The organism is Vibrio sp. HM8-C (genome assembly GCF_058630515.1).
In genome coordinates this window covers 121,756-148,060 of sequence record NZ_JBMMKS010000007.1, presented here as the reverse complement: position 1 = coordinate 148,060, position 26,305 = coordinate 121,756, and the positions used below count along the sequence as shown (strand labels likewise).

At 43.6% G+C, this 26,305-nt stretch carries 22 protein-coding genes; 11 read left to right on the top strand and 11 right to left on the bottom strand.

Annotation, left to right across the window (positions count from 1 at the left end; translation table 11 throughout):
- Positions 1-118: 118 nt before the first annotated feature.
- Complete coding sequence (locus ACOSVQ_RS10365; RefSeq protein WP_491982494.1) at positions 119-2,008, bottom strand: methyl-accepting chemotaxis protein; 1,890 nt, start codon at positions 2,006-2,008, stop codon at positions 119-121.
- 279 nt (positions 2,009-2,287) lie between these two features.
- Here ACOSVQ_RS10365 and ACOSVQ_RS10360 point away from each other — a divergent pair, with 279 nt between their 5' ends.
- Positions 2,288-2,782 (top strand): YcxB family protein, encoded by a 495-nt coding sequence (locus ACOSVQ_RS10360; RefSeq protein WP_491982493.1) that lies wholly within the window; start codon positions 2,288-2,290, stop codon positions 2,780-2,782.
- A gap of 76 nt (positions 2,783-2,858) precedes the next feature.
- Here ACOSVQ_RS10360 and ACOSVQ_RS10355 read toward each other — a convergent pair whose 3' ends face one another.
- Positions 2,859-4,556 carry an FAD-dependent oxidoreductase gene (locus ACOSVQ_RS10355; protein WP_491982492.1) on the bottom strand — a complete coding sequence of 566 codons (1,698 nt, stop codon included), beginning with the start codon at positions 4,554-4,556 and terminating at the stop codon, positions 2,859-2,861.
- A 68-nt stretch (positions 4,557-4,624) separates the two neighbouring features.
- The gene (locus ACOSVQ_RS10350) at positions 4,625-4,810 is read right to left on the bottom strand and encodes a YgaP family membrane protein (RefSeq protein ID WP_102942180.1); all 186 of its coding nucleotides are present in this window, start codon (positions 4,808-4,810) and stop codon (positions 4,625-4,627) included.
- A 156-nt stretch (positions 4,811-4,966) separates the two neighbouring features.
- On the opposite strand from ACOSVQ_RS10350, the gene ACOSVQ_RS10345 reads away from it, so the two are divergent.
- From ACOSVQ_RS10345 to ACOSVQ_RS10325, 5 genes are all read left to right on the top strand, one after another.
- Positions 4,967-5,269, top strand: coding sequence for an ArsR/SmtB family transcription factor (locus ACOSVQ_RS10345; protein ID WP_165312919.1), 303 nt, complete (start codon positions 4,967-4,969; stop codon positions 5,267-5,269).
- A 38-nt stretch (positions 5,270-5,307) separates the two neighbouring features.
- The gene (locus ACOSVQ_RS10340; protein WP_165312918.1) at positions 5,308-5,727 is read left to right on the top strand and encodes a YeeE/YedE family protein; all 420 of its coding nucleotides are present in this window, start codon (positions 5,308-5,310) and stop codon (positions 5,725-5,727) included.
- 57 nt (positions 5,728-5,784) lie between these two features.
- The gene (locus ACOSVQ_RS10335) at positions 5,785-6,243 is read left to right on the top strand and encodes a YeeE/YedE family protein (protein WP_165312917.1); all 459 of its coding nucleotides are present in this window, start codon (positions 5,785-5,787) and stop codon (positions 6,241-6,243) included.
- Positions 6,244-6,357: 114 nt separating this feature from the next.
- Positions 6,358-7,362 carry an efflux RND transporter periplasmic adaptor subunit gene (locus tag ACOSVQ_RS10330; RefSeq protein ID WP_165312916.1) on the top strand — a complete coding sequence of 335 codons (1,005 nt, stop codon included), beginning with the start codon at positions 6,358-6,360 and terminating at the stop codon, positions 7,360-7,362.
- Between the two features lie 2 nt (positions 7,363-7,364).
- Complete coding sequence (locus ACOSVQ_RS10325; RefSeq protein ID WP_491982491.1) at positions 7,365-10,532, top strand: efflux RND transporter permease subunit; 3,168 nt, start codon at positions 7,365-7,367, stop codon at positions 10,530-10,532.
- Positions 10,533-10,651: 119 nt separating this feature from the next.
- Here ACOSVQ_RS10325 and ACOSVQ_RS10320 read toward each other — a convergent pair whose 3' ends face one another.
- Positions 10,652-11,545 (bottom strand): endonuclease/exonuclease/phosphatase family protein, encoded by an 894-nt coding sequence (locus ACOSVQ_RS10320; protein WP_491982490.1) that lies wholly within the window; start codon positions 11,543-11,545, stop codon positions 10,652-10,654.
- A gap of 308 nt (positions 11,546-11,853) precedes the next feature.
- Here ACOSVQ_RS10320 and nrdD point away from each other — a divergent pair, with 308 nt between their 5' ends.
- The 4 genes from nrdD (at position 11,854) to ACOSVQ_RS10300 (ending at position 16,497) form a co-directional block, all read left to right on the top strand.
- Complete coding sequence (nrdD, locus tag ACOSVQ_RS10315) at positions 11,854-13,974, top strand: anaerobic ribonucleoside-triphosphate reductase (RefSeq protein ID WP_491982489.1); 2,121 nt, start codon at positions 11,854-11,856, stop codon at positions 13,972-13,974.
- A gap of 17 nt (positions 13,975-13,991) precedes the next feature.
- Positions 13,992-14,465: an anaerobic ribonucleoside-triphosphate reductase-activating protein gene (nrdG, locus tag ACOSVQ_RS10310; protein ID WP_491982488.1), complete on the top strand. Its 474-nt coding sequence runs from the start codon at positions 13,992-13,994 to the stop codon at positions 14,463-14,465.
- Positions 14,466-14,587: 122 nt separating this feature from the next.
- Positions 14,588-15,769 carry an amino acid aminotransferase gene (locus tag ACOSVQ_RS10305; RefSeq protein ID WP_491982487.1) on the top strand — a complete coding sequence of 394 codons (1,182 nt, stop codon included), beginning with the start codon at positions 14,588-14,590 and terminating at the stop codon, positions 15,767-15,769.
- A 26-nt stretch (positions 15,770-15,795) separates the two neighbouring features.
- Entirely contained in the window at positions 15,796-16,497 is a 702-nt protein-coding gene (locus tag ACOSVQ_RS10300) for an ATP-dependent zinc protease family protein (protein WP_491982486.1), read from the top strand.
- Between the two features lie 202 nt (positions 16,498-16,699).
- On the opposite strand, the gene ACOSVQ_RS10295 is transcribed toward ACOSVQ_RS10300, so the two are convergent.
- From ACOSVQ_RS10295 to ACOSVQ_RS10285, 3 genes are all read right to left on the bottom strand, one after another.
- A complete protein-coding gene (locus ACOSVQ_RS10295) occupies positions 16,700-19,321 on the bottom strand; it encodes a bifunctional diguanylate cyclase/phosphodiesterase (protein ID WP_491982485.1) in 2,622 nt (873 codons plus the stop codon).
- Complete coding sequence (locus ACOSVQ_RS10290; protein ID WP_491982484.1) at positions 19,314-20,864, bottom strand: methyl-accepting chemotaxis protein; 1,551 nt, start codon at positions 20,862-20,864, stop codon at positions 19,314-19,316. Before ACOSVQ_RS10290 ends, ACOSVQ_RS10295 begins: the two co-directional genes overlap by 8 nt.
- A 496-nt stretch (positions 20,865-21,360) precedes the next feature.
- Positions 21,361-21,825 carry an HPP family protein gene (locus ACOSVQ_RS10285; RefSeq protein WP_491982483.1) on the bottom strand — a complete coding sequence of 155 codons (465 nt, stop codon included), beginning with the start codon at positions 21,823-21,825 and terminating at the stop codon, positions 21,361-21,363.
- 94 nt (positions 21,826-21,919) lie between these two features.
- Here ACOSVQ_RS10285 and ACOSVQ_RS10280 point away from each other — a divergent pair, with 94 nt between their 5' ends.
- Positions 21,920-22,498, top strand: a complete 579-nt coding sequence (locus ACOSVQ_RS10280) for a TetR/AcrR family transcriptional regulator (RefSeq protein WP_491982482.1) — start codon at positions 21,920-21,922, stop codon at positions 22,496-22,498.
- Positions 22,499-22,596: 98 nt separating this feature from the next.
- On the opposite strand, the gene ACOSVQ_RS10275 is transcribed toward ACOSVQ_RS10280, so the two are convergent.
- From ACOSVQ_RS10275 to fruA, 4 genes are all read right to left on the bottom strand, one after another.
- Entirely contained in the window at positions 22,597-23,241 is a 645-nt protein-coding gene (locus ACOSVQ_RS10275; protein WP_491982481.1) for a glutathione S-transferase family protein, read from the bottom strand.
- 60 nt (positions 23,242-23,301) lie between these two features.
- Complete coding sequence (locus ACOSVQ_RS10270) at positions 23,302-23,898, bottom strand: DJ-1/PfpI family protein (protein ID WP_491982480.1); 597 nt, start codon at positions 23,896-23,898, stop codon at positions 23,302-23,304.
- 184 nt (positions 23,899-24,082) lie between these two features.
- Positions 24,083-24,349: a hypothetical protein gene (locus ACOSVQ_RS10265; protein WP_491982479.1), complete on the bottom strand. Its 267-nt coding sequence runs from the start codon at positions 24,347-24,349 to the stop codon at positions 24,083-24,085.
- Positions 24,350-24,555: 206 nt separating this feature from the next.
- Positions 24,556-26,298, bottom strand: a complete 1,743-nt coding sequence (gene fruA / locus ACOSVQ_RS10260; protein WP_491982478.1) for a PTS fructose transporter subunit IIBC — start codon at positions 26,296-26,298, stop codon at positions 24,556-24,558.
- Positions 26,299-26,305 lie beyond the last annotated feature (7 nt).

Genomic DNA, 26,305 nt, shown 5'->3' with positions numbered 1-26,305 from the left:
CTTTTGAACTAAAGTCTCTAGGTTGAATATCTAGAACAAGAAATAGGGCAGCGCTATGGGCTGCCCTAACTTATTCGCGATGCTCACGTTGATCACTATGTGAGGATCGATGATTTAATTAGATTTTAAATCGACCAATTTGTTTTTCGAGTTGAACCACTAAGTCCCTCAATGCATGGGCTTCATTTTCTCCAGAAATCGCATCCTGAGCGAGACCATTACTCAACTCACGCACTGATTCTGTATTGGAATTGATTTCTGAAGTCACTAAGGATTGTTCTTCTGCCGCCGAGGCAATTTGGGTTGCCATATCGCTAATCATGCTAATTGCTTGGCTTATTTGCTGTAACTGGTCTCCCATGTGTTGTACATCATCCACACTTGTCGTCACTAAAGAGTGGCTGTGAGTCATTGCGGATACAGCCTCACCGGTTACTTTTTGCAGACCTTCTATCTTTGACTGTATCTCCTCAGTGGATTGATGCGTTCTTTGCGACAGCACTCGTACTTCGTCCGCGACAACGGCAAAGCCACGACCGTGTTCGCCAGCTCGAGCCGCTTCGATGGCAGCGTTAAGAGCAAGCAAGTTAGTTTGCTCAGCAATCGAACGGATAGTAGACAGAATGGTGGAGATCTCATGGGTGTGGTTTTCCAGTTCACCAATGATTTTTGTTGAACTATTGAGTTCAGAAGCTAATTGATTAATTGAACGAATGCTTTTTTGCATTTGTTCATAGCCCTGTTGTCCAAGAGTGACTGATTCATTTGCACTTTTAGCGGTGCTTTCTGCATTGTTTGCTATTTCTGCTGTTGCCGCTGCCATCTCAGTAACGGCGGTTGCTACCATAGTAATTTCGTCTTGTTGCATTCCCACTCGGGAGCTACGGGATGACGCTGATTTCGCAGAGTGATCAGCATTTTTGTTTATGGATAAAGTGATATCGCGAACGTTCACCATAATCGTATGTAAACTGCCCACGAACTTGTTGAACTTTTCTGCCAATATTCCAACTTCGTCATTACTGGTCACTTCCAATCGCTGGGTTAGATCTCCGTTACCTTCGGCAATATCAGTTAACGCTACGGTAATTTCCGAAAGCCCTTTAAGCTGCTTCGCAACAACAGTTGATGCGATTAAACCAAGTACGATTAGAATAGCGGCTGCAATTAGCAGTTGGTGTAACAAGGTGGCTTGAATCGGCTCTTCTAAGGTTTTTTTATCTAACACCATCACCAACATCCAATTTGTATGGGCGATGGATTCACTGACGATGATTTTCGCTCGCTCTTGCAGCTCAATCTCAAATTGAGAGCGATTGTCTGAGGAATTTTTAAGTGCATTCCATGTGAGGTTTGGATGTATATCGGTTATGGGCTTTAACACAAGGTTTGAATCATTGTGAGCAACAATGTTCCCCTTGGCATTCACTAAAAAGGCATAGCCATTCCCCGGAACTGCAATGGACAGGACATCTTTAGCCAGTTTATCTAATGCCAAATTCGAGCCCACGACACCAATGATTTTTCCATTGACCACTACAGGGGATGCTAGAGTTACCACCAGAGCTTTCATGGTAACGCTGACATACGGTTCAGTCGTAACGGCTTGTTTTTCCTGCATCGCCAACTTATACCAGTCTCTGACACGTGGATCATAACCTGATGTATTTAAAGCTGGATCTTGCCTGAACATTTCGCCCTGTTCATTGCCATAGTAGCTAAGGCCAAATGCTCCGGAAGTCATAAGTTGTCTTAGGTGTGGAACTAACTCTATTGCTGGATTTGCAGCGATTTCATTTTTCATGCCTTCGACAGCTAACTGTTTGTCGTGAAACCAATCACCAATACCTGCACTGTAGGCTTTCAGCGTGTTATGGCTTTCACTATAAATGTTCTTCCAACTCTCTTCTTTGCTGGATTGATAACTCACGATAACCAATGCTATTGCGGTAATGGCGATAGCAATGAGCGTGGATAACAAGACCTTTGCTTTTAGCGTCAGACCCATAGGTTCATTCCTTACATTGCTTAGTCTAAATAATCATTTTTTATTAATGATTTAATACTCTATAACAAGTATATGAACGATATATGGAGATTGTCTTTTATTAATGAATTTTGTGCGCTGGGGTTATTGTTTGCACGTTTACCATAAGCTGAGCGGTATTATTGATTTACAAATCAGAATCAAAATTGCTGAAGATAAGCTCTGAGACGCTATACAATGCCTGTGTTGCAAGATCGCAACATGGAATATTCATTCACAGAAAACTCAAAGTAGCCATACATGCCTAAAGATTTCGATTTCACTACAGAATACACGCTCGACAAGCCTTTCTTTGCCGAGTGTTATGATCAAACTAGCCAGCCTGTTAAGTTCCCACATGCGTATCTAAAAGCGATACTGTTTCTTATTTTTGGCGTGTGTCTATTAGAGTTTGAGTTGCTACCTAATGGTTATGTTGGTTGGTTTTTTATCGTTTTGAGTGTTGTTGAAGTGTTCAGTGTTTATTTCAAGCGAACTTGGTGGTTATGGCGACAAACGATGAGTTCAAGCCGTGGCAACAAAGTGGTGTTTCAAGTTAACGCGAACGGTGTGAATTACAAAAGTGGTAATATCGATCGTCGCATTGCTTGGAGCGAAATCGACCAACTTGAACAAACCGACTTAGGGTTCATTCTGCATCTAGGTAAGCAAAGGCAATATGTCAGTAAATCTTGCTTAAAAAAAGAAGTAATCGAATTCATGATTGAGCAGCACGCAGCAGCAAAAACGAAGTGATGTTATTGGGTACGAGATCAAAAAGACCAGCACAGGTGTGCTGGCCAATTTCTAGTATATAGACGCTAATGTTCTATTACGCTTTAGCAAACAGGTAAGTGCGGTAGCCACCTAGCAGGTTACGTGCTTTGTAGCCGTTGTTTACTAGTTGACGATATGCCACGTTTCCGCGCAGACCCACCTGACAGTAGATCACAATCTCTTTGTCTTTTGGCAGTTCATTCATACGTTGACGTAACTGGTCTACTGGGATGTTTACTGCACCTGGTAGGTGTCCATTTTTCAGCTCACCAGGGTTACGTACATCAAGCAGTAGTTGGTCTTCAGTTAGGTTATCAATCTCGTCAAAGTGAATTGCAGTTGAATCGCCTTTGATGAGGTTGTTCGCTACGAATGCCGCTTGGTTGATCACGTCTTTCGCACTGCCGAATGGTGGAGCGTAAGTCAGCTCAAGGTGTTGTAACTGTTCAACAGTCATACCCGCACGTTGAGCAACCGCCATCACGTCGATACGCTTGTCGATACCGTCTTTACCCACCGCTTGCGCACCGAAGATTTTGCCAGACTTAGGATCGAACAGCATTTTGAACGAAACCACTTCTGCACCAGGGTAGTAGCTTGCGTGGCTAGCTGTGTGTACATACACTTTTTCGTACTCAATGCCTTCACGTTTTAGCTGCTTCTCGTTCTTACCCGTTGACGCCACTGCTAGATCAAAAATCTTACAAATCGCAGTGCCTTGAGTACCTTGGTAAGTTTCTTTGCGACCTAACATGTTGTCTGCTGCCATACGGCCTTGACGGTTTGCAGGTCCTGCAAGAGGCACCAATGTTTGTTTGCCCGTTACGAAATCTTTTTCTTCGATAGCATCACCAACCGCATAGATAGATGGATCGCTGGTTTGCATGTAATCGTTGGTATAAATACCGCCAAGTTCACCAATTTGTAGACCTGCTTCTGACGCCAATTTGGTTTCAGGACGCACACCAATTGCCATGATAAGAATATCAGTGGTAAGTGTGTCGCCATTGCTTAGCGTTAGCTCAAGTTCGCCATTCACATGTTGATGCTCTGCTTGACCAGAATCCATACTTGCTAGTGATGTTGTTGGCTTGAACTCTACCGATTTCAGAGCAGTAGAGAGGCGTAAGTCGATGCCTTTTGCTTTGATTTCCGCGTGAGCAAAGCCTGCCATTTCACGGTCTACTGGCGTCATCACTTGGTCAGCCATCTCTAACAGAGTGGTTTTAATACCAAGCTGGTGGAACGCTTCCATCATTTCCAAACCGATAAAACCACCACCCACAACCGTTGCGTGGTCAACTTGGTTGGTATTAATGGTTTGGATAATCTTATCCATATCTGGAATGTTGCGCAGTGAATGCGTTAATGGATTATCTAAACCTGGGATCGGTGGAACTACTGGACCCGCACCTGGGCTTAGAAGTAGAAAATCATAGCTTTCTGTGTATTCACTTTGATCTAACAGATTACGAACTGTGATGGTTTTTTCTTCACGGTTAATGCGGAGTACTTCATTCATCACACGTACGTCTACATTAAAACGCGCTAGGAAACTTTCCGGCGTTTGTAGTAGAAGATTACCGCGTTCTTTGATGTCTCCACCGATGTGATATGGCAACCCGCAGTTGGCAAACGAAACGAACGGCCCACGTTCAAACATAATGATTTGTGCGTCTTCGCTTAAACGACGAGCACGAGCCGCGGCAGAAGCACCACCTGCAACACCACCAATGATCACGATCTTAGTCATAATTTACTCCAAGTTTTGTTTTGGCTCGCAAAGCTATCAAAGCTATTTGATAGCTTTGTTACGAGCTACTAACGTAAGCCTAATTTTTTCAGAAAATAAACTGCTGGACATATCCCTGTGAAGGCACTCTGAATCAGGTTGGCACCAACAAATACCGTCAACCAAACAAAGTTAGGGTGGACGAAGGCAGTCAAAATTACTGAGATCAGTATCATACTGCCAGCTAATACTCTTACACCGTTTTCAATAGTCATTTTGTTACCCTCCGCTGGATTAATGCACTCACTATAGAACCTTAAATTAGAAAAGTCTAATGTTAATTTGTCTAATTTTATAAATGCTAAATAAGCATTGACTAATGTTGATTTATTAGTAGAATCTAATTCAACGATTTAAATGAGGGTTAGACGATGGAAGCTGTCAACATTAATACAATGAAGAAAAATGCAGCGGAAGTCTCTGAACTGCTAAGAATTATGGCTCATCCTGAGCGATTGATGGTTTTATGCCAACTGACCAAAGGTGAAGTTGGTGTGGGTATGTTGCAACAAGGCTCAGCTTTGAGCCAGTCTGCTTTTTCTCAACACTTAACCGTGTTACGTAAACATGGTCTTATTAAGGCTCGTAAAGAGTCTCAACAAGTGTTTTATTCGCTCGCAGACAACCGTGTAACTCAACTGATTCAAAGCCTGCAAACGACGTTTTGTGGGTAATATTTTTTAATTTAAAACTTTAATTTATAGAGGTAGTTATGGCTTTTTCCATTCCATGGGAATCTTTGGCCGGAGGCATTTTATTAGGTATTTCAGCAACATTGATGTTGCTAATGAACGGAAAAGTAGCGGGTATCAGCGGTATTTTAACGGGCTTGATGACACCAAAAACGAAGGATTTTGCATGGCGACTACTGTTCGCTCTGGGAATGATTTCTGGCGGCGTGCTGGCTGTGTTGATGCTAGGTGGTGAAGCTCCAGTTCAGTTCGAAACAAGTAGTGCGATGCTCGCAATTGCGGGTCTATTAGTTGGCGTTGGTACACGTTTAGGTAACGGTTGTACTAGCGGACATGGCATCTGTGGCATTGGACGTTTATCTAAGCGTTCTATTGTCGCTACCTGCGTATTTATGGCAGTAGCAGCAGTAACGGTTTTCGTCCGTTTCCATGTTCTTTAATTTTAGCTTTTATAGTTAAAACATAAGCTTAAGTTATAAACTAATAGGTGCATTCAAATGAATAATATGTTGTTTCGATTAACGTCTCTGTTGGCGGGCGTGTTGTTTGGTATTGGTATGATCATTTCTGGTATGGCAAACCCTGCAAAAGTATTGGGTTTTCTAGATGTAGCCGGAAACTGGGATCCAAGTTTGATGTTCGTAATGGGCGGAGCTCTGATGGTGTTTATGCCAGCGTATTTCTTCCTTATCAAACCAAAACAAAAGCCGGTTAACGCTGAAGAATTCTGTTTGGCAACAAACAAAACAGTAGATAACCGTTTACTAGGTGGTGCAGCAATTTTCGGTTTGGGTTGGGGTATTGCAGGTATCTGTCCAGGACCTGTCGTTTCAAGCCTTGCTTTGGGTAACTCAGGCGCTTGGATATTCTTCGCTTGTATGATGGTTGGCCTTGGAGCAACAAACTTATTGATCTGTATTAAGAATAGTAAACAAGCTCAATCACAAACTGCTTAGCCACACTATGCTATTAGTGGTATAGAAATTGAGTATAGGTAACGACTTATACTAACGAAACTTATATAAATGAAATAGTAGCGAGCGGTATCTAAGCACTAAGGAGAGTGACTTATGAGGTGGTTAACTTTGAGTATTGCTGCGGCGCTAGCCTCTTCAGGTTACGTAAGTGCAGAACAGATCAGTGAACGTTACATCGTAAAGAGTGAGTCGCTCTCGCAAGTAGTGCAACTTGATGGCGTTGTTCAACCTATTAATCAAGGTACCGTTGCTTCACAAACTTCTGGCCGAATCGTCGGCTTGAATGTTGATGTGAACGACTACGTGAAAAAAGGAACAGTGCTGTTGGAAATCAGCGCTGTTCAACAATCCGCTTCGTTAGATGCCGCCCAAGCGCAACTGGCAAGTGCTATTGCTCAAGACAGAGAAGCCCAAGCGCAAGTGAAGCGCTATCGTCAGCTTTTCCCTAAAGGTGCAATTTCACAAGATGTCATGGACTCGGCAGAAGCAAGAGCTCGCAGCGCAGCCGCAGCCGTGAAATCAGCCCAAGCTTCTGTGGCTCAAGCCAAAGAATCCCTCGGATATACCAGTGTGACAGCGCCTTATGAAGGTGTGGTTACGCAAAGGCATGTTGAGTTGGGTGAGACGGTTGCTCCGGGAACACCCCTAATCAGTGGTTTTTCTACCGATAAACTCCGTGTAGAAACGGAGATCCCACAACGTTATCAACCCGCTGTATTGGATGTTGCTCAGTTTGAAGTGGTGTCACCGCAGGGTGAACGCATTCTTCCAACACAATATAGCTTGTTTAGCTATGCGGATCCTCAATCTCATACCTTCAAAATCCGTCTGAATCTGCCTGAACAAATCACTTCTTTTGTTCCGGGTATGTGGGTGAAAACCGAGTTCCACTATGGTGACAGAGACACTATCCTCATTCCAAACAGTTCGGTTGTGCGTAGAGCTGAACTTAGCTCTGTGTTTCGAATTCAAGGTGAAAGCCGCGTGCTTAATCCAGTTCGCTTAGGCCAAACCTATGGTGACTATACGGAAGTGCTGTCGGGTCTTGAAGAGGGCGATGTCATTTCTACCATGGCTCTTAACGCAGAAGGTAAGTGATTATGGACAAACGACTCGGCATCTCGGGTCGCATTGCCGCGGCCTTCCAAAATTCTGCTATGACACCTTTGCTCGCGTTAGTTGGGCTACTAATGGGGCTTTTTGCGGTTATCGTGACGCCAAAAGAAGAAGAGCCTCAAATCGATGTGACATTCGCAGATGTTTATATCCCATTTCCCGGCGCTTCACCTGCTGAAGTGGAAAGCTTGGTGACTACACCAGCAGAACAAGTCATCTCTGAGATTCAGGGCATAGATAAGCTTTACTCTTTCTCACAACCTGATGGTGCGATGATTGTTGCCATCTTTGATGTGGGTGTAACTCGAAACGATGCTGTGGTTCGCATCTATAACAAGCTCTATTCCAATAAGGATTGGATGCCCCAAGGTGTGGGCGTGGGTGAACCCATTATCAAACCCAAAGGTATCGAAGATGTACCTATTGTCACTATCACTTTGGCTGACAAGACGGGCGAGTTTGACCAGCAGCAGTTAACTCAGGTCGCTCACGGACTGGAAACTGAGCTAAAGCGCATTGATGGTACACGCGACATTTACACAGTGGGTGGTCATAACACCATCGTTGATGTGCGCCTCGATCCGGTAAAAATGAACAGTTTTGGCATTACCCTTGATCAACTGAATCAGCATTTGCCATCGGCTAACTCTAGCTCCACCATGCTGTCGCTGACTCATGACAATCAAGAGTTTCCAGTGCAAGTGGGGCAATTCCTCACTCGCGTAGAAGAAGTCAAACAACTGGTTGTTGGCTTACATAACAACACGCCTGTATATCTGGAAGATATCGCGACCGTGAAGTTTGGTGTGAATACGCCGACACAAAATGTATGGACTAGCGATAAGCAAGGCATCTATCCAGCGGTGACATTAGCCATAGCCAAAAAAGGTGGTGAGAACGCGGTAAACGTGGCGAACGCAATCGAATCACGTTTGGTCGAGTTAGAGAACCAGTTAATTCCTCAAGGTATCAATGTAGAAATCACTCGTGATTACGGTAAAACCGCCGCAGACAAAAGTAACACGCTGATTGGCAAGCTAGCCTTTGCAACCACGGCGGTTGTTATCTTAGTTGTATTAACCATGGGTTGGCGAGAGGCTGCGGTCGTAGGCTTGGCAATTGTCGTCACCTTGATGATCACACTATTTGCATCGTGGGCATGGGGTTTTACTCTCAACCGGGTATCGCTATTCGCACTGATTTTCTCAATAGGTATTCTGGTTGATGACGCAATTGTGGTGGTGGAAAACATTCATCGACACATGGCGATGGGCAAGCAAAAACTGAGTGAGCTTATTCCTCCTGCCGTTGATGAAGTGGGTGGGCCAACCATTCTGGCGACATTAACGGTTATTGCTGCACTATTACCTATGGCATATGTCTCTGGTTTGATGGGGCCATATATGAGTCCAATTCCAATCAATGCGTCTATGGGTATGCTCATTTCGTTGGCGGTAGCATTCGTAGTATCGCCATGGCTTGCTGGACATTTCTTAAAACCAGCGGCGCATGGTCATCAAGAGGGCGGCGCAACGAATTCGGTTTTCCATCGCATCATGGCGCCGTTTGTGACGGCGAAAAACCAAGGTCGCAATCGCTTTATGTTGCTTTTGGCTATTCTCGCTTTAATTGCTGGCTCGGTACTACTTCCGGTTTTCCAAGCCGTTGTGTTGAAGATGCTGCCTTTTGATAACAAGTCTGAGTTTCAAGTTGTGCTGGATATGCCTGAAGGCACGTCGCTAGAAAGAACTCAGCGAGTGCTGTTTGAAATGGGCGCAGAGCTAAACAAAGTTCCAGAGATGGAAAGCTATCAGATCTACGTGGGCACAGCTGCGCCGATTAACTTCAACGGTTTGGTTCGCCATTACTTTATGCGTAGTCAGGCAAATCAGGGCGACATTCAGGTTAACCTTGCCGGACGTAAAGAGCGTGACCGAGACAGCCATGAAATCGCCAGTGCAATTCGCCCGATTTTAAAAGGTGTTGCGGATAAGTTTGGCGGTAAAGTCAAAGTGGTAGAAGTGCCGCCAGGCCCTCCGGTTTGGTCGCCAATTCTGGCGGAAGTGTATGGTCCAACGCCTGAAATTCGTAATGAAGCTGCGAGACAAGTGCGCGAAGTGTTCCGAACAACGCCAGACATTGTTGATGTGGATATGTATTTGCCGGAGCTCCATCAGAAATGGCAAGTTGTGATCGATAGAAGCAAGGCATCACACTACCAAGTGCCTTATGCGTCGATTGTTGATGCACTAGCGACTTCTATTGGAGGTAAGGCGGTTACGTATTTGCACAGCGAGCACAGCAAATATCCTATCCCAATTCAGATACAGGCAAGTGAAACGGCGAAGGTACGTTTAGAACAAGTCCTTAATATGAAAGTGGGCAGCATGATGGGTAATGCGTATCCGCTGTCTGATTTGGTAACGGTTCGTCAAACGCCAATGGAAAATTACATCGTCCATAAAAACCTTGTTCCTATGGTGATGGTAGTGGGGGATATGGCAGGTAGTGTGGATAGTCCACTGTACGGTATGTTCAATGTGGGCAGTGAGCTGGATAAAGCGATGACGGTTGATCAGTACTATATCAATCAGCCAGATGGGCTTAATGGCATCTCTATACTATGGGATGGTGAGTGGACAATTACTTACGAAACCTTCCGCGATATGGGCATTGCTTATGCGGTCGGTATGATCCTGATTTACCTGCTTGTTGTGGCTCAGTTTAAGTCGTATTTAGTGCCGTTAATCATTATGGCTCCTATTCCATTGACCATCATTGGTGTCATGCCGGGGCATGCGTTGTTGGGCGCGCAGTTTACCGCAACGTCAATGATCGGGATGATTGCGTTGGCGGGCATTATCGTACGGAACTCGATTTTGCTGGTGGATTTCATTAATCAGCAAGTCGAAGAGGGCGTTGCGTTTTCTGAAGCTGTGATTCAGTCGGCGGCGGTACGTGCGAAGCCCATTATGCTGACGGCACTTGCTGCGATGATAGGAGCGGTATTCATCTTAGATGATCCAATCTTTAACGGGTTGGCTATTAGTTTGATTTTCGGGATTTTTGTATCAACAATTCTGACTCTGTTGGTTATTCCTGTCCTATACTATGTGGTGATGAAAAGACGTTTTGAAATAGATCCTATTTAGATGTAGGGATGTGTAGTTAGTAATTTGTACTAATACCTAACCCAATGCCTCACCGTGTAAGCCAATACGCAGTGAGGCATTTTTTGATCCGCTACATTAAGTCTTGATGTGTAGATTGATTACCAATTAAACGAAGAGACAATTGGGCAGTGATCACTCAAGTGATAGTTGAGCGTATCTTGGTCTTTATAAACCACTTGTTTAGCGTTAGAGGCATTGAGTTTCGGGCTGACAATCATGTGGTCAATCACAGAACGAAACTGATGCAACTGTTTGCCCTCATTACGTTTTCGAACTTTACACTCTGCCTGCGTGTTCTTCGTTGCGAGATTTGGTGCTTGTTTTAAACCTTGCGTAAGAGTTGTCCAAAGCCAATCTTGCTTAAAGCTCAAGTTATGATTGAAATCACCCGTAATCACGTATTCTTGCCCAAGTTTCTCGCGTTCTTTTATCCAGAGGTTGAGATTCTTTCCTTGATTTAAAAGTGTCTGGCAGGTCTCTTTCTGTGAATAAAACTTCCCAGTGCACCCTGCTTTTAAATGTACAGACAATGTATGAACGGGTGTTGCACTGTCAGGATAGAGAACCACATAAGAGGCAAATCGAAGCTTATGATTTCCTTTGCCGTACAGATCGACATCTTTTGGATCAGCAAAAGGTACGCCTTTACGAATCGCAAATCCGGTGTACTGGTTAATATCGGAAAACTGATGATTGCGGTATTGCGGTAAATTTCTGTCTGAAAGCACTATCGAATACTCAGGTGAGCTCACCCGCTTGAATGCTTCTATACTGTCTACCTCTTGAAAGGCAATCACATCGGCATTGAGCTTGGTAAAGTATGAACTTAGTGCGGAAAAGTCTTGGCCATTTCGTTTGCCTTCATAAACATGGTGATTTTGGCTAACCGTAAGCCATTCGATATTCCAAGTGCTTATGGTTAATTTTTCAGCATGTGAAGTAACGGGTATTGCAAACAAAATAGTGGCAAATAAAGCTTGAAATCGACGCATTTTTTCAATCCTTCCATCGCATCTTAAGTCCATTTTTTGGCAGTGCTTAATCTATCAGGCTTCGTGAAAAATCAACAACTGCTATCACAATTTTTGCGGTTTGCAGCATTTCTTACAAGTTTGAGATCTCGAGCCGTAAGATTGAATCAATTCTGCTCGGTGGTCTAAATCCATTGATCTATATCAATACTCTTGGGTGGTGTCGGAGGTTAAATACGCCACTACATATAGTGTTAGTTGGATAATAAGAAGCCCTATATAGTGTGTTTGTGGATAAGTCTGTGAGTATGCTGGGGTAAGGAGAAATTTTGAAACCTATCGTGATCAAACGTGATGGCTCTAAAGCCCCGTTTAACAGGGATCGTATTCAATCTGCAGTTGAAAGTGCCGCAGACCATGTGGATAAAGAGTTGGCTATTTACGCTCTGAATGTTGCACTAGCTGTCGAACTCAAATTGAAAGATTACGAAGAAGTTCATATCGCTGAAATTCAGACGATGGTAGAGAACGAGCTAATGCAAGGTCCGTACAAAGCATTAGCTCGTTCATACATTGAATATCGCCACGACCGCGATATTTCTCGTGAGAAGCAAAGCGCGTTGACCAAAGAAATCGAAGGCTTAATTCAAGAAAGCAACGCTGATCTTCTTAACGAGAATGCCAACAAAGATGGCAAAGTGATTCCAACACAGCGTGACTTGCTAGCGGGCATCGTTGCTAAGCACTATGCGAAAACACGTATTCTTCCTCGCGACATCGTTCAAGCGCATGAAGAAGGTGATATTCATTATCATGACCTTGATTACGCACCATTCTTCCCGATGTTTAACTGTATGCTGATTGATCTGCAGGGCATGCTGACTCACGGTTTCAAAATGGGTAACGCGGAAATTGATACGCCAAAATCCATTTCTACTGCGACTGCGGTAACGGCTCAAATTATCGCTCAGGTTGCAAGCCACATCTACGGCGGTACTACAATCAACCGTATTGATGAAATCCTTGCTCCGTATGTCGCAGCGAGCTATGAAAAACATCTAGAAATCGCCAAAGAGTGGGATATTCACAGCCCAGAAGAATTTGCTAAAGCTCGTACGGAAAAAGAGTGTTACGACGCATTCCAATCGCTAGAGTACGAAGTAAACACACTGCACACTGCTAACGGTCAAACGCCATTTGTGACGTTCGGTTTTGGTTTGGGTACTTCTTGGGAGTCAAGACTTATTCAAAAGTCTATTTTGAAAAACCGTATAGCTGGTTTAGGTAAAAACCGTAAAACGGCGGTATTCCCTAAGCTAGTATTTGCGATTAAAGATGGTTTGAACCACAAGAAAGCCGATCCAAACTACGACATTAAGCAGCTTGCACTAGAATGTGCATCAAAACGTATGTACCCAGATATCCTTAACTACGACAAAGTGGTTGAAGTGACTGGGTCATTCAAAACGCCTATGGGCTGCCGTAGCTTCCTAAACACTTATGAAGAAAACGGTGAGCTTGTCCATGAAGGTCGTAACAACCTTGGTGTAGTCAGTTTGAACTTGCCTCGTATTGCGTTGAAAGCAAAAGGGGATTTGAACAAGTTCTACGAATTGTTGGATAGCAAATTAAAACTGGCTCGTCGTGCACTGGAAACTCGTATTAGCCGTTTAGAAAAAGTGAAAGCTCGCGTTGCCCCAATCCTATATATGGAAGGTGCATGTGGCGTTCGTCTGAAAGCAGATGACTCAATTACTGAGATTTTCAAAAATGGTCGTGCTTCTATCTCCCTTGGTTACATCGGTGTACACGAAACCATTACCGCTCTGTTTGGTGCTGATGAGCATGTGTACGATGACGCAGCGCTTCGCCAGCATGCGATTGATATTATTCAGCGCTTACGTGATGCAGTAGACCAATGGAAAGAAGAGACAGGCTACGCATTCAGCCTGTACGGTACGCCGAGTGAAAACTTATGTAGCCGTTTCTGCCGAATCGATGCAAAAGAATTTGGTGTTATCGAAGGGGTGACTGACAAAGGTTACTACACCAACAGTTTCCATTTGGATGTGCAGAAAACAGTAAACCCATACGATAAGATCGATTTCGAAATGCCTTACCCAGAAATTTCGAGCGGTGGCTTTATCTGTTACGGTGAGTTCCCGAATATGCAGCGCAACATTGAAGCGTTGGAAAATGTCTGGGATTACAGTTACTCGCGTGTTCCTTATTACGGAACAAACACACCGATTGATGAGTGTTATGACTGTGGTTATACCGGCGAATTTGAGTGTACCAGCAAGGGCTTTGTCTGCCCTAAATGTGGTAATCATGATTCGTCCCGAGTGTCTGTAACGCGTCGCGTATGTGGCTATTTAGGTAGTCCTGATGCTCGTCCGTTTAACTTCGGTAAACAAGAAGAAGTTAAACGTCGCGTGAAACACCTATAGGCGAAACACGATTAACCATGAACTACCATCAATATCATCCTATTGATGTGGTCAACGGACCGGGGACACGCAGCACACTGTTTGTCTCCGGCTGTGAACACAATTGCAAAGGCTGTTATAACCAGAGCACATGGTCTTTACGCTCTGGTCATCCCTATACACAAGAGTTAGAAGATCGCATCATCGCGGACTTAAACGATGCTCGTATACCTAAACGCGGTTTGTCACTTTCCGGCGGTGATCCACTTCATCCTCAAAATGTGGCTACCATTCTTCAGTTAGTAAAACGTGTAAAGCATGAGTGCGCTGGTAAAGACATCTGGCTATGGACAGGCTATGTGTTAGCAGACTTTAGTGAAGCGCAAAAGGAAGTACTGACATATATCGATGTGTTAGTGGATGGCAAATTCGTAAAAGATCTCGCTGACCCTAGTTTAGATTGGCGTGGCAGCAGCAATCAGGTCGTTCATTACCTCACATCTCAATCCTGATTCGGTTAATTAGCTTCGGTCGTCGAGGCTAATAAACTCATACCAAACAAGTATCTTGAGACAGCACAGCGATAGTGTTACTTTGAAACTCATCACTTGAATTTCAAAAGGCTGTGACTTTCATGTTCTCCCATTTAACTGCTCCAACACTTGACCCAATCATCTCTCTGACTGCGGCTTTTCGTAACGACCCTCGTACACAAAAGGTCGATCTCGGCATTGGTGTTTATAAAAATAGCTTAGGTGAAACGCCAATCATGCAAGCGATTATGCAAGCCCAGGATATAGTGGCAAAAACGCAGAAATCGAAATCTTACGTTGGCCTTGCTGGGTGTGAAGAATTTAACCAATCTATGGTGGATTTGGTACTGGGTGATACGCCTGTACGTGACCGTATCTGTGCTATCCAAACTCCGGGTGCAAGTGGTGCATTACGTATGCTTGCGGATCTAATGCGCTTTGCGCAGCCAGAAACGACGGTGTGGCTCACTGACCCAAGCTATGTTAACCACAAGCCAATCATGGAAGCGGCAGGGCTGAAAGTGAAGTTCTACAGCTATTTTAGCCAGCAAACCAAAATGGTGGATACTGACCGTATGCTTGCGGATCTCGCACATGCAGGCCCGAAAGATGTGGTAGTGATTCATGGTTGTTGTCATAACCCAACGGGAGCCGATATTGATTTTGCAGCTTGGCAGGCGATTACTGAACTAGCGCAGAAAAATGGCTTTACCCCATTTGTCGACATTGCTTACCAAGGCTTTGGTGAAGGTTTGCAAGAGGATGCAAAAGGTATTCGTTATCTCGCTGAACGTGTAGAAGAGATGCTGATTACTACTTCTTGTTCGAAAAACTTTGGTCTATACCGTGAGCGCACGGGTGCAGCTATGGTTTTGGGGAAAAACGCAACAGAAGCGGCAAATGCAAAAGGCAAGTTGCTGACCTTGGCTCGCACAACGTACACCATGCCACCTGATCATGGCGCAGCGTTGGTGAAAACAGTATTACAAAGCGATGCGTTAACCATAATTTGGAAGAATGAATTGGTCGAAATGCAACAGCGTCTGTTAAGTCTTCGTCAAAGCTTGTGTAAACAGTTGAGAAATCAACACAATACTTCACAATTTGATTTCATAGAAAGCCACAAAGGTATGTTTACTATGCTAGGCTTAACAGCAGAGCAAATGTTACGTCTGCGCGAAGACTTCGGTATCTATGGTGTGGCCGATAGTCGAATCAACATTGCCGGATTAACAGAGAAAGACATCCCTTATGTGGCGGATGCAATAATGAAAGTTTTATAGATATTTTCAGTTGAGTAGGTGAACGAATGAAACAACAGTGGAAATTTTTAATTCCTTTGATGCTTAGTGGCGGCTTAATTGCGTGTTCTACCACACCTGATGAAGGTGAAGCCAAGGATCAAGCTGTTCAAGTTGAGGAACCTAAACAAGAGGTTTCAAAACCGGCAGAAAGAGACCTTAGTCAATATGAAACCTTAACGCCCAAAGTTGAGCCAATTGCTGAACCTAAACCAGAAGTTAAGCCAGAGCAGCAACCAAAGCCGGATCCAAAACCGCCAGTTGTGGTTGATGCGAAGAAAACGGCCGATGGACGTTTAATCCTTGGCGAGCAAGAGTGGGTTTATGTTCCGGGCCTGAAAGAAAATTTCCGCGCACGAATTGATACTGGTGCGACGACCTCCTCAGTGAGTGCGGTCGATGTTGTTCCATTCGAACGTGATGGCAAAGACTGGGTTAAATTCAAAATTGCACATGACGAAGTGACGAGCAAAGAATTTGCTCTGCCTGTAGAACGTTGGGTGGACATTCGTCAATCAAGCGCTGAAGGTACTCAGCGACGTGCAGTGGTTATGGCGTGGATTCAAATTGGTGACTTAAAAGAGAAAACTGAATTCACTCTAACAGACAGAAGCCATTTAACGTTCCCAGTACTGCTCGGTCGCAGCTTCTTCAAAGATGTTGCCTTGGTGGACGTAAGCCGCAAGTACATTCAACCTAAACACAAGTAAGATTGAGTTTAAGATACTAAAGCCAGCTTCTGCTGGCTTTTTCTTTTTCTCACTAACCACTGTCTCGGACAGTAGTCATAGAATTTAAGTAAAACCCAATAGATTGAGTTACCATTCACCTGTAAGAGAAACCTCTCAAAAGTGCGTGTTTGAGATGTGTTAAGTGACATGTGCTGCAAAGCGTCTCGCCTAAAAAGACAGCTTATGAATGTCTTTGAACCGCATTCAAGTTGTTTGATGCATCTTCGCTCGCCAATGCATGCTCAGCCTGATTATTGATAATCAGCTCTAGCCAATCCTTTTCTGAAAGAGGTTTTGACAACAAATACCCTTGAATAGCATCACAGCCTCTGCCGAGTAAGTACTTTAGCTGTTCTTCGGTTTCAACACCTTCTGCCACCACTTCCAACCCCAGTGCTTTGGACATATCAATAATAACGTTAACGATATTTGTCGCCGCGACACCGTCTTGATGACCAATTCCATCCACAAAGTATTTATCGATTTTTAGCTCTGAAATAGGCAGCTCTTTGATATAACTAAGACTTGAATACCCAGTACCAAAGTCATCGATTGAAAACGAAAATCCAAGATCAGTTAGCAAACGCATTTTGCGTTTTACCAGTTCAATATCGCTAACTAAGGTCGTTTCAGTTAGCTCGAGCATGAGTAAATGAACAGGAACTTTGTATTTCTTAATGCAAGCAACAAGTTTGCGTTCAAAGTCGGGTTGTACGATTTGTTTGGAGCTGATGTTCACCGCAACGCGCATCTCGATACTTTTCGTCGCCAACTCAGCCAGAAGCTGACACACCCTTTCAATGACCAAATCACCGATTAAAATAATATCGTCATTTTCTTCTGCAATAGGAATGAACTCTGCGGGGCTAACAAACCCCAAGCGAGGTGAAATCCAACGAACCAATGCTTCAGACGATGTGACTAAGGTGCGGTCTCTAAATTGGGGTTGCAATACGATGTGGAATTCGTTGTTTAGAATAGCGTCATGGATGCTTAGCTTAATCGATTTGCGTCGCTCGTACTCTTCCAGCTCAGTTGCCCCTAAGAAAACGCGGCCGAATGGCTTGTTTTGCTTAGCTTTCTTCATGCCAAATTCTAATGAGTCAATGATGCTATCTAAGGTCAACGATTTGGCTTTGGTGACCATGCTTGCCATCGAAGCGGAAAGAAACACCAGGTCATCTTTCCAATTCAATTCGTAGAGCTGTGGGTCAATTAGGTTGCTTTCAAGGAGTTTATAATCGAGCGACGCTATGTTAGAGCAGGGCTCACTTCGACTTGAAACAATAAAAAATCCATCTAATTTAAACTGAAAAATGAGGAATTTATTTGCTAAGCAGGCTTTGAGTCGCTGAGCCAATAAAGCCAGAAGTTGGTTAACTACCTCTTTTCCATAAGTTAAATTGAGATTGGAAAGACCATCAACATTTAGATAAGCAAAGTACAAATAACTTTCGGAAACGACAGCGCGGTTAATCAGTTCCGTGGCTTCTTTTTCTAAAGAGGAGCGGTTACGTAATCCTGTAATGCTGTCAATGAACGCCAGTTTATAAATGGTGTCATTGGCTTTCAATCGTTCGGTAATGTCGCGCACAATTCCGATGTAATAGGTGTCACCCCCGTATTTATACTCAGATAGCGCCAGTTCCATCTGAAATACTTCGCCGTTCTTACGAAGAGCTGGAAGTTGACGTCCGATACCTATGATTTGTGCATGCCCCGTTTGATGGTAATGGCGCATATAACCATCGTGGCTGGACGCATAAGGTTCTGGCATTAAAATATTAACCTGCTGTCCGATAAGTTCTTGTTCGCTGTAACCGAACATCTGCTTAGCTCTTTTATTGATGCTTTGAATTTTGCCGTCGGTGGCAATCGTGACTACGGCGTCGTTTAAGCTGTCGATAATGCCATTTAGGTAACGAGCGTTAGCGCTCTCCATCTCCAGCATTTTTCTTTCTGCGGTCACATCTTCTATTGCGCCATAGATGCGTTTTGTCCTGCCATCAGAGCTTCTCTCAACTTTGCCGTTGGTTCGTATCCACTTTTTATTGCCTTTGTTATCGGTCAATCTGAAATCGTTAATGCTGCCTTCACCGTCTATCAAAGCGATCTGAAAGAGCTGTTTAAGTCTCTCGCGGTCATTCTCTTCAAAAAAGGAAAAGGCGAGATCAACGGTTAGTTTCTCTTCACTGTCCAAACCGTAAATGCGATAAACCTCCTGAGACCAGTAGAGTGATCGAGAGGTAACATCGTATTCCCATGCGCCGATATCGGACATAGCACAAACTTCATTAAACAGAGATTGAAACGATTCAAGTTTTAGCAGATGCCACTCACTCTGCAATCGCGCTTGAAGCTGTGAAACGAAAATATCGACGAAGAAATGGGTATCACAGAATGGAGCGACATTGCCTCTGGTTAACGCAACTAGCAAGCCAATAATTCTGCCATCGCAACATATGGGAAATCCCAGATAGCTTTGAATATCGCCATCATCGCAATAAGTTTGGCTCGAATAACGACTAGAGAAATCGTTAATGATGAGATAGTGATTGCTGTTGTAGACCATCTCACAGGGCAACTCTTTAAGTTGATATGAGAAATTATCTACGACTTCATTACCTTCCAATACAAGGTGGGTTTGTATGCCGTCAAATGACTCATTGAGCTCAGCGACGAATACTATGTCGGCTTTTAGTGCCTTGTTTAGCATTTTCAAAGAATGCTCAAACTCTCCATAATTTTGCTGGAGAAACTGTTTAAGTATGTTAGTTGGGCATTCTCTTAAGTGCTTATGCATCGCCTTTCTCTCTAAACGAAGAGCCCAACGAGGCAAGTTTATCTGCTCGTTCTTTTACCGCAGTGGATTCACAAGCGACAAGTTCGGCTTGTTCAAGATTACTTTCCGATGCGTTACTGATGTTGACGATATTGCGGCTAATTTCTTGTGCAACGGCACTTTGTTCTTCTGTCGCCGTTGAGATCTGTGCAGCTAACACTGAAACATCCGTGATAGCGTCATAGACTTTTTTCACCAGTATTTGGGTCTCTTTCGCTTCCTCAGTACAGTTCTGAGCAGCGAGTTTGCCCTGATTCATTTTCTCTGCCCATGTACGAAGCGTAGCTTGAATATCGGTAATGGAACTTTGTATTTGTTGGGTTGCGTGATGGGTACGGGTAGATAGCGCTCTTACTTCATCGGCTACTACAGAGAATCCTCGTCCATGCTCCCCAGCTCTGGCTGCTTCTATAGCAGCATTAAGAGCCAGCAAGTTTGTTTGATCCGCAATGCCAAGAATTTCCTGCATTACGTTGCCAATTTTGTCTGCTTCCACGACCAGATCTTCTGCTGCTTCTGCAGACTTAGCGACTTCTGATGCCAGAGTTTCGACTTCTCTCATAGTGTGGTCGACGGATAGGGACGATTTAGAACAGTTTTCGTGTGCTTCTTCGACCTTATGATTAGTGCTGACGGTATTTCTGGCAACTTCATCAATCGTTGTTGCCATCTGTTCTACAGCAGTTGAAACCTGATGCAACTCTGAGGCTTCTTGTTGAACACCTTCCTTTGTCTTGTTAGATAAGGACAATAGAGCATCCGCACCATTTTCCAAGATGCGAGTACTGTCTGCGATTCGTCCAATAATTGTCACCATTCGACCTTCATACATTTTTAAATGAAAGTCTGCGATACCAAACAGGGAGTTGCCTGAAAAAACGTAACGCGAAACACTGTCGTAGTTTGACGAAAGGCGATTAAAATATTGCGTCGTTTTCAGTAAGTGTTCAAAGAACACTATGAAAGGTAAAGCAATCAGTAGGGCATTGAGCCAATAGAAGTACGTGCCAGCCCAAAGAATGAATATGCCGAGCACGAAGAACAACGCTAGTCTAACTTTGGACGACAGTTGAGGAATCGTGTGAATAGATTTCCCAGCATTAACACGTTTGTAGAGTTGTTCCGCTCTGTGTCTGTAGGTCGGTTGTAACTTACGTCTTACTGACTGATAGCCAATTTTTTTATCGTTCTCATAAATCGGCGTTACAAACGCATCAACCCAATAGTAACGTCCATCTTTGCATCTATTTTTTACAGCACCTCGCCAAGCGTGGCCTGCTTGCAAATGCTGCCACAAATCTGCGAACGCAGCTTTGGGCATATCAGGATGTCGGACAATATTGTGGTTTTTGCCAATTAACTCTTCGGCACTGTAACCTGCGATTTTGCAGAAAATATCGTTGGCGTAGGTCACCACTCCGCGTAGATCCGTTGTCGAGACTAGCTCGTCATTTTCAGAAAAAACAACTTCCTCATCGATTAAATCTTGATTCCGTTTCCCCATGGGACACCTTTTACTGACATTGGCTCGTTAATACAGCTTTTAAAGTGTTCTTTTTCTAGGTCACGCAGCGTATCGATACGGTCATCTCTGTTATCAATCAGTTACGGCATTTGTAGGTTCTACATAGTTTGATTGTAGGGAAAGCGTGCTCATATCGCTTATCCATTTGGTATCGAATTTAGTCAGCACCTTTGCAGTACTTATTCGCTAGGGTGTGTACAAAATTTAAGCTGCTTTAAACTTATAGGTGATAGATACGGTATATGCAACTGGCTCTATGAGCTTACTTTTTACAAAAACGATTCAGTCAAACAAATGAGATTTATGTCAGCTCTTCATTGACAACAGTAGATTGTAGTCACTTAAAAAAAGGCGACGGTTTTCGGTCTTGCGCATATGGAAATAGTGCTCTTTAAGTGGCAGGGAAGAGTGTTTACGTACTGATATAAAGCCTATCTAAATACTGCCACTGGACTTTGAATCGTTACTCTCGCCTTCAGCTTGCTGAGCTACTCAAAACAAATTTGTGCCTAAGCTGCTTCATAGTTTTGCCAATCAATACGATGATGACTGCTCCAATAAGAACAGGTGTAATTAAGAATCCCCAACTTTGCCCCGACAACATGATCAATATAGGGTTTGCGCCAGCAGGTGGATGAGTTGTCTTTGTGACGAGCATTAGGGTAACTGCAATGCCTGTCGCCAAGGCTAAGCTAATAGGGGTTACACCGATGAATTGAACAAAAAACACACCTACAAAAGCGGTCAATAAATGTCCTAGAATGACATTTTTAGGCTGAGCAAGTGGGCTATCGGGGACACCAAAAACCAGTACGGTGGTTGCACCAAAAGGAGCCATCAGCAATGCGAGGTTATAAAACGAATGATCAAAGTAAGACAAAGCTCCGATAGCGATGCTCGCTCCAATTCCGGCAATAATTGACAACAATATATGGTTCACTAGATTTCTCCTTTTTAAGTAGACCGATTTGTCTACATTTATAAAATAGACAGATCGGTCTACTTGTGTCAACATTGTTTTAAAGGAGAACAATATGAGCATAAAACGTCAGTTATTAATCGATAAGGCGCTGGAGCTTTTTTACTACAATGGAATAAATTCTATTGGTATAAATGAAATTCTTAAATCATCGGGTGTCGCCAAAAGAACGTTGTATATGAACTTTGATAGCAAAGAAGCATTGATATTGGCGGCTTTGCAGCAACGTCATGAGCGCTTTTTGAATTGGCTTGAGGGCAAACTTTCTGGTGCAGAGTCAGATGCAATTGTGATTAAAAACCTATTTAATGCATTAGCGAATTGGTTTCAGAATTTAGAACCCGAGTTAGGCGATTTCAGAGGGTGTTTTTTTATCAATACATCGGCTGAGTTTAGTGACTCAGGCTGCGACATTGCACGTTTCTGTCACCAGCATAAGCAAGAGGTGAGGCTGTTGATCAAAAAATATCTTCATACAGAAAGCACACTCTTGTTGGACTCAATTTGTGTACTTAAAGAAGGGGCGATAACTACCGCTTATATGACGGGTGATAGCCAGACAGTAACCACGAACTGTTTAGACATATTGAAAGTGTTACAGGAAAGCATCAGTCAAACAGAGACTAAGAAATAACCTGTAAGAAGGTAAAGCGTTTGCCTTTGTAATCCTTACCTTCTTTGGCAACTAGGACTGAAACTCTATTTTCTTCCTGCTACATAGGTGAAGGCGAATCAGCTAGAGGTAAAAGGAGTCAGATCCATACCTTCAATTTCACACACTGCTTTAATCGTTGGGTTGTCGCATAGGCGTTTTAGATATGCAGCTAAATGCTCGAAAGTCAGCGGTGATTTTTCTATTGGTAGTGACCATTCAGCAAGCATGAACAGGAAATAATCACACGCTGAAAGCGTACTACCCAGTAAATACTCATTGTGTTTAAGTTGGTCATTAATGATGGAGAGCGCTTCAGCAATTCGTTCATCTTGCGCCGCGACCACATTCGGAATGGTTGATTCGTCATTGGTATGTCGTTGTGGATAATAACGAACCATCAATTCAGCTTGAAGTGTGTTGTTTAAGTAAGCGATCCACTGATAAAACAATGGGCGTTTGGGATCTCCTATTGCTGGCATTAAACCAGATTGAGGATGTAATTCGCAGATATGCATGCATATCGCTGGGCTCTCGAATATAGATTGACCATCAACAACCAATGTTGGAATACGACCGGCAGGGTTCAACTTGAGATACTCAGCTGATTTCTGAGAATTCGCCTTTTTGTCTACCAAGATTAACTCATAATCAGCTTTCAGGTGGTGGAGCAAAAAATGAGGCGCTAGGCTTGCGTTGTTCGGGTAGTAATAAAGCTTGAACAAAAGTGACTCCTTGTCTATCTGCGGCTTATAACGTTATCAATGCTGTAAAAAATGAACGGCCTAAATATAGTTCTTAAGTACTGACATGCAGTGCTCTACCGTCAACTCTTTCTCTCCAACGGGAGCAACGTAGTGAATGGCTTTTTCTGCATGATCTCGACCGGACAATTTCCATATTACCCAAGCTGCTAGATATTGAGAGGATAAACATCCACCAGAGGTAGCAACATTACCTTTTGCAAAAAATGGCTGTTCGAGAACTTCAACTCCCATTTCCTGTACCCAAGGTTTAGTGGTTAAATCCGTACAGGCTGGAACATCGTTAACCAAATCTAAAGCCGACAGTAGCAATGTTCCGGAGCATTGAGCACCAATAATTTGAGTGTTTGGATCGAGTGAAAGGCGAGACAAAATGGATTGGTCTTTGGCGATATCTCTTGTGAATATACCGCTGCCGAAGAGCACCGCATTCGCTCGATTAGCAAACTCTAATGGCTGCTGCGCTTCAATTCGAACGCCATTCATTGAAGTAACAAATTCAGAAGGGCAGGTAATTTGAACGTTCCAACCATATTGTTTCATTCGGTTCAGAATGCCTGAAGCGATAAACGAATCCAATTCATTGAATCCTTCAAACGTGAGTACAGCTATATCCATATAATCCTCTATGTATTGGCGCGTTTTGGACAATGTTTTAGGTTATATAGTGCTCATCATTTAACTGCAACCCATAACGTTTGGAAAGCATTTGCTGGATGTAAATACATTTACAAACGAATTTAGGAGTGAATCAATTTAATTCGAAAGGGCAGTGTTATCTATATGTACCTAGATAAATGAGTTAAAGCTTAATCTCTATATTGTCGCGAATGTATGTTGGAATAGATAATTTTTCATCTAGGTCTTTGAATCTCTTCTCTACAGGCATAGCAAGAACTACCGCATTTAGTTCTTCATAGCTGATGCCAGCGACTCTACAGCCTGTCATTAACCCATTGATAAAACACTTCTTATCTCTTTTCTCACGCTGCTCACTTTCTGGAATGGTTGAGTACAACTCGCATTCTTTTTTAAGAAGGGTGATAAGCTGTTCTTTTATAAGTTCCATGTTCTTCCTAGATAGAGTCGGTCAAGTTAATCTCATAATTAGCCAATAGAAATAGTTGGTCAATGGGCAGCTATAAACTTAACGTTTTCTCCTTTAGGACAAGAAACAAAAAAGCCAGTGAACAGTGTCACTGGCAATAGCCTTAGGGGGGCAAAGACTTGGAATTATAAAGGAGCTAAGTAAAGACTTAGCTCCTCTTTTTTATCTTAAGAAGCTGTAACCGCAGATTTTGCAGTTGCGCGTGCTTTAAAGAATGCGTAGCCGAAACCAGTTACCGCTGTACCTGCTGCGATAGCCACTAGGTACATAAGTACAGGTGTAATCGCGTTAGGGATAAGCAGTACAAACAGACCGCCGTGTGGAGCCATTAGTTTTGCACCGAACAGCATAGATAGAGCACCAGTTAAAGCGCCACCTGCCATACATGCTGGGATGACACGCATTGGATCTTTCGCTGCAAATGGGATTGCACCTTCAGAGATGAAGCATAGACCAAGTACGAATGATGCTTTACCTGCTTCACGCTCACTTGGTTCAAACTTATCTTTAGCAAGGAAAGTTGCTAGACCCATACCTAGAGCTGGAACCATACCTGCTGCCATGATAGCTGCCATTGGAGCGTAAGTTTGAGAAGCAAGTAGACCAACACCGAATGTGTAAGCAGCTTTGTTTACTGGACCACCAAGGTCGAAACACATCATCGCGCCTAGAATCACACCAAGTAGAACTGCGTTAGCTGAACCCATGTTGTTTAGGAACTCAGTCATAGCAGACATGATGCTTGATACTGGGCCACCAACTACATAGATCATTACCAGACCCGTTACTAAGCTCGCAACGAATGGGATGATTAGAATTGGTTTAAGTGCTTCCATTGATTGAGGCAAAGAAACTTTGTCTGCAATGTATTTAGCTGAGTAACCAGCAATGAAACCAGCTGCGATACCACCTAAGAAACCTGCGCCAGTAGAGCTCGCTAACATACCGCCGATTAAGCCCGGTGCAAGTCCAGGACGGTCAGCGATTGAGAACGCGATAAAGCCAGCAAGAACAGGGATCATAAGAGCGAATGCTGAGCCACCACCGATGGTCATCAATGCTGCCGCTAGAGTGCCTTGTTCTTTAAACGCTTCGATACCGAATACGAAAGAAAGTGCGATGATCAAACCACCTGCAACCACCACTGGAAGCATGTGTGAAACACCCGTCATTAGATGTTTGTACACACCTTTTTTCTCGCCAGTGGTTTCTGCGCTTTTCGAAGCTTCAGCTTGAGTGTAAACCGTTGCTTTCTCGAAAGCGTTGTTGATCTCTTGTTCTGTTTTCTTCAGCGCAAGGCCAGTACTGGTTTTGTACAGTTTTTTGCCGTTGAAACGATCAAGTGGAACGTCGATATCTGCTGCAATGATGACAAGATCTGCATCAGCAATTTCTTGTGCAGTCAGTTGGTTTTTAGCACCAACAGAGCCACGAGTTTCTACTTTTACTTTGTGACCAAGACGAGCACCAGTTTCTTCCAGCGCTTCAGCAGCCATAAAAGTGTGTGCAACACCTGTTGGGCAAGCAGTAATCGCAACGATCTTCTTCGCGCTAGCTACTGGAGCCGCTGGTGCTTGGTAAGTGGTTGCTGCGTTTGCACTAAGCTCTGATGCTTGTTCAACAGCAGCTTTCAAGTACGCTGTTGGGTTACTTGTGCAAGCCGAAATGTCGCTTTGGTAAACTTTTTTGCCCACAAAGCGAGTGGTATCAACAGGTGTATTGGCTGCAACGATAACTACGTCAGCACCGCTGATGTCTGAATCAGTCAGCGTGTAGCCTTCAATCACAGAAGAATGACATTCCACAACGGAAGTCCAGTTCAGCGATTTAGCCGCTTGTTCAAGTAGTCCGGCAGCGATAATGCTGTTTGCAACGCCGCTAGGGCATGCAGTGATAATAGCAATATTCATAGTACGA

What these genes read in the sequence shown, in the direction of transcription:
- ACOSVQ_RS10365 (WP_491982494.1), bottom strand. Translation starts at nt 2,008, where the DNA reads ATGGGTCTGACGCTAAAAGCAAAGGTCTTGTTATCCACGCTCATTGCT.
- ACOSVQ_RS10360 (WP_491982493.1), top strand. Translation starts at nt 2,288, where the DNA reads ATGCCTAAAGATTTCGATTTCACTACAGAATACACGCTCGACAAGCCT.
- ACOSVQ_RS10355 (WP_491982492.1), bottom strand. Translation starts at nt 4,556, where the DNA reads ATGACTAAGATCGTGATCATTGGTGGTGTTGCAGGTGGTGCTTCTGCC.
- ACOSVQ_RS10350 (WP_102942180.1), bottom strand. Translation starts at nt 4,810, where the DNA reads ATGACTATTGAAAACGGTGTAAGAGTATTAGCTGGCAGTATGATACTG.
- ACOSVQ_RS10345 (WP_165312919.1), top strand. Translation starts at nt 4,967, where the DNA reads ATGGAAGCTGTCAACATTAATACAATGAAGAAAAATGCAGCGGAAGTC.
- ACOSVQ_RS10340 (WP_165312918.1), top strand. Translation starts at nt 5,308, where the DNA reads ATGGCTTTTTCCATTCCATGGGAATCTTTGGCCGGAGGCATTTTATTA.
- ACOSVQ_RS10335 (WP_165312917.1), top strand. Translation starts at nt 5,785, where the DNA reads ATGAATAATATGTTGTTTCGATTAACGTCTCTGTTGGCGGGCGTGTTG.
- ACOSVQ_RS10330 (WP_165312916.1), top strand. Translation starts at nt 6,358, where the DNA reads ATGAGGTGGTTAACTTTGAGTATTGCTGCGGCGCTAGCCTCTTCAGGT.
- ACOSVQ_RS10325 (WP_491982491.1), top strand. Translation starts at nt 7,365, where the DNA reads ATGGACAAACGACTCGGCATCTCGGGTCGCATTGCCGCGGCCTTCCAA.
- ACOSVQ_RS10320 (WP_491982490.1), bottom strand. Translation starts at nt 11,545, where the DNA reads ATGCGTCGATTTCAAGCTTTATTTGCCACTATTTTGTTTGCAATACCC.
- nrdG (WP_491982488.1), top strand. Translation starts at nt 13,992, where the DNA reads ATGAACTACCATCAATATCATCCTATTGATGTGGTCAACGGACCGGGG.
- ACOSVQ_RS10305 (WP_491982487.1), top strand. Translation starts at nt 14,588, where the DNA reads ATGTTCTCCCATTTAACTGCTCCAACACTTGACCCAATCATCTCTCTG.
- ACOSVQ_RS10300 (WP_491982486.1), top strand. Translation starts at nt 15,796, where the DNA reads ATGAAACAACAGTGGAAATTTTTAATTCCTTTGATGCTTAGTGGCGGC.
- ACOSVQ_RS10295 (WP_491982485.1), bottom strand. Translation starts at nt 19,321, where the DNA reads ATGCATAAGCACTTAAGAGAATGCCCAACTAACATACTTAAACAGTTT.
- ACOSVQ_RS10290 (WP_491982484.1), bottom strand. Translation starts at nt 20,864, where the DNA reads ATGGGGAAACGGAATCAAGATTTAATCGATGAGGAAGTTGTTTTTTCT.
- ACOSVQ_RS10280 (WP_491982482.1), top strand. Translation starts at nt 21,920, where the DNA reads ATGAGCATAAAACGTCAGTTATTAATCGATAAGGCGCTGGAGCTTTTT.
- ACOSVQ_RS10270 (WP_491982480.1), bottom strand. Translation starts at nt 23,898, where the DNA reads ATGGATATAGCTGTACTCACGTTTGAAGGATTCAATGAATTGGATTCG.
- ACOSVQ_RS10265 (WP_491982479.1), bottom strand. Translation starts at nt 24,349, where the DNA reads ATGGAACTTATAAAAGAACAGCTTATCACCCTTCTTAAAAAAGAATGC.
- fruA (WP_491982478.1), bottom strand. Translation starts at nt 26,298, where the DNA reads ATGAATATTGCTATTATCACTGCATGCCCTAGCGGCGTTGCAAACAGC.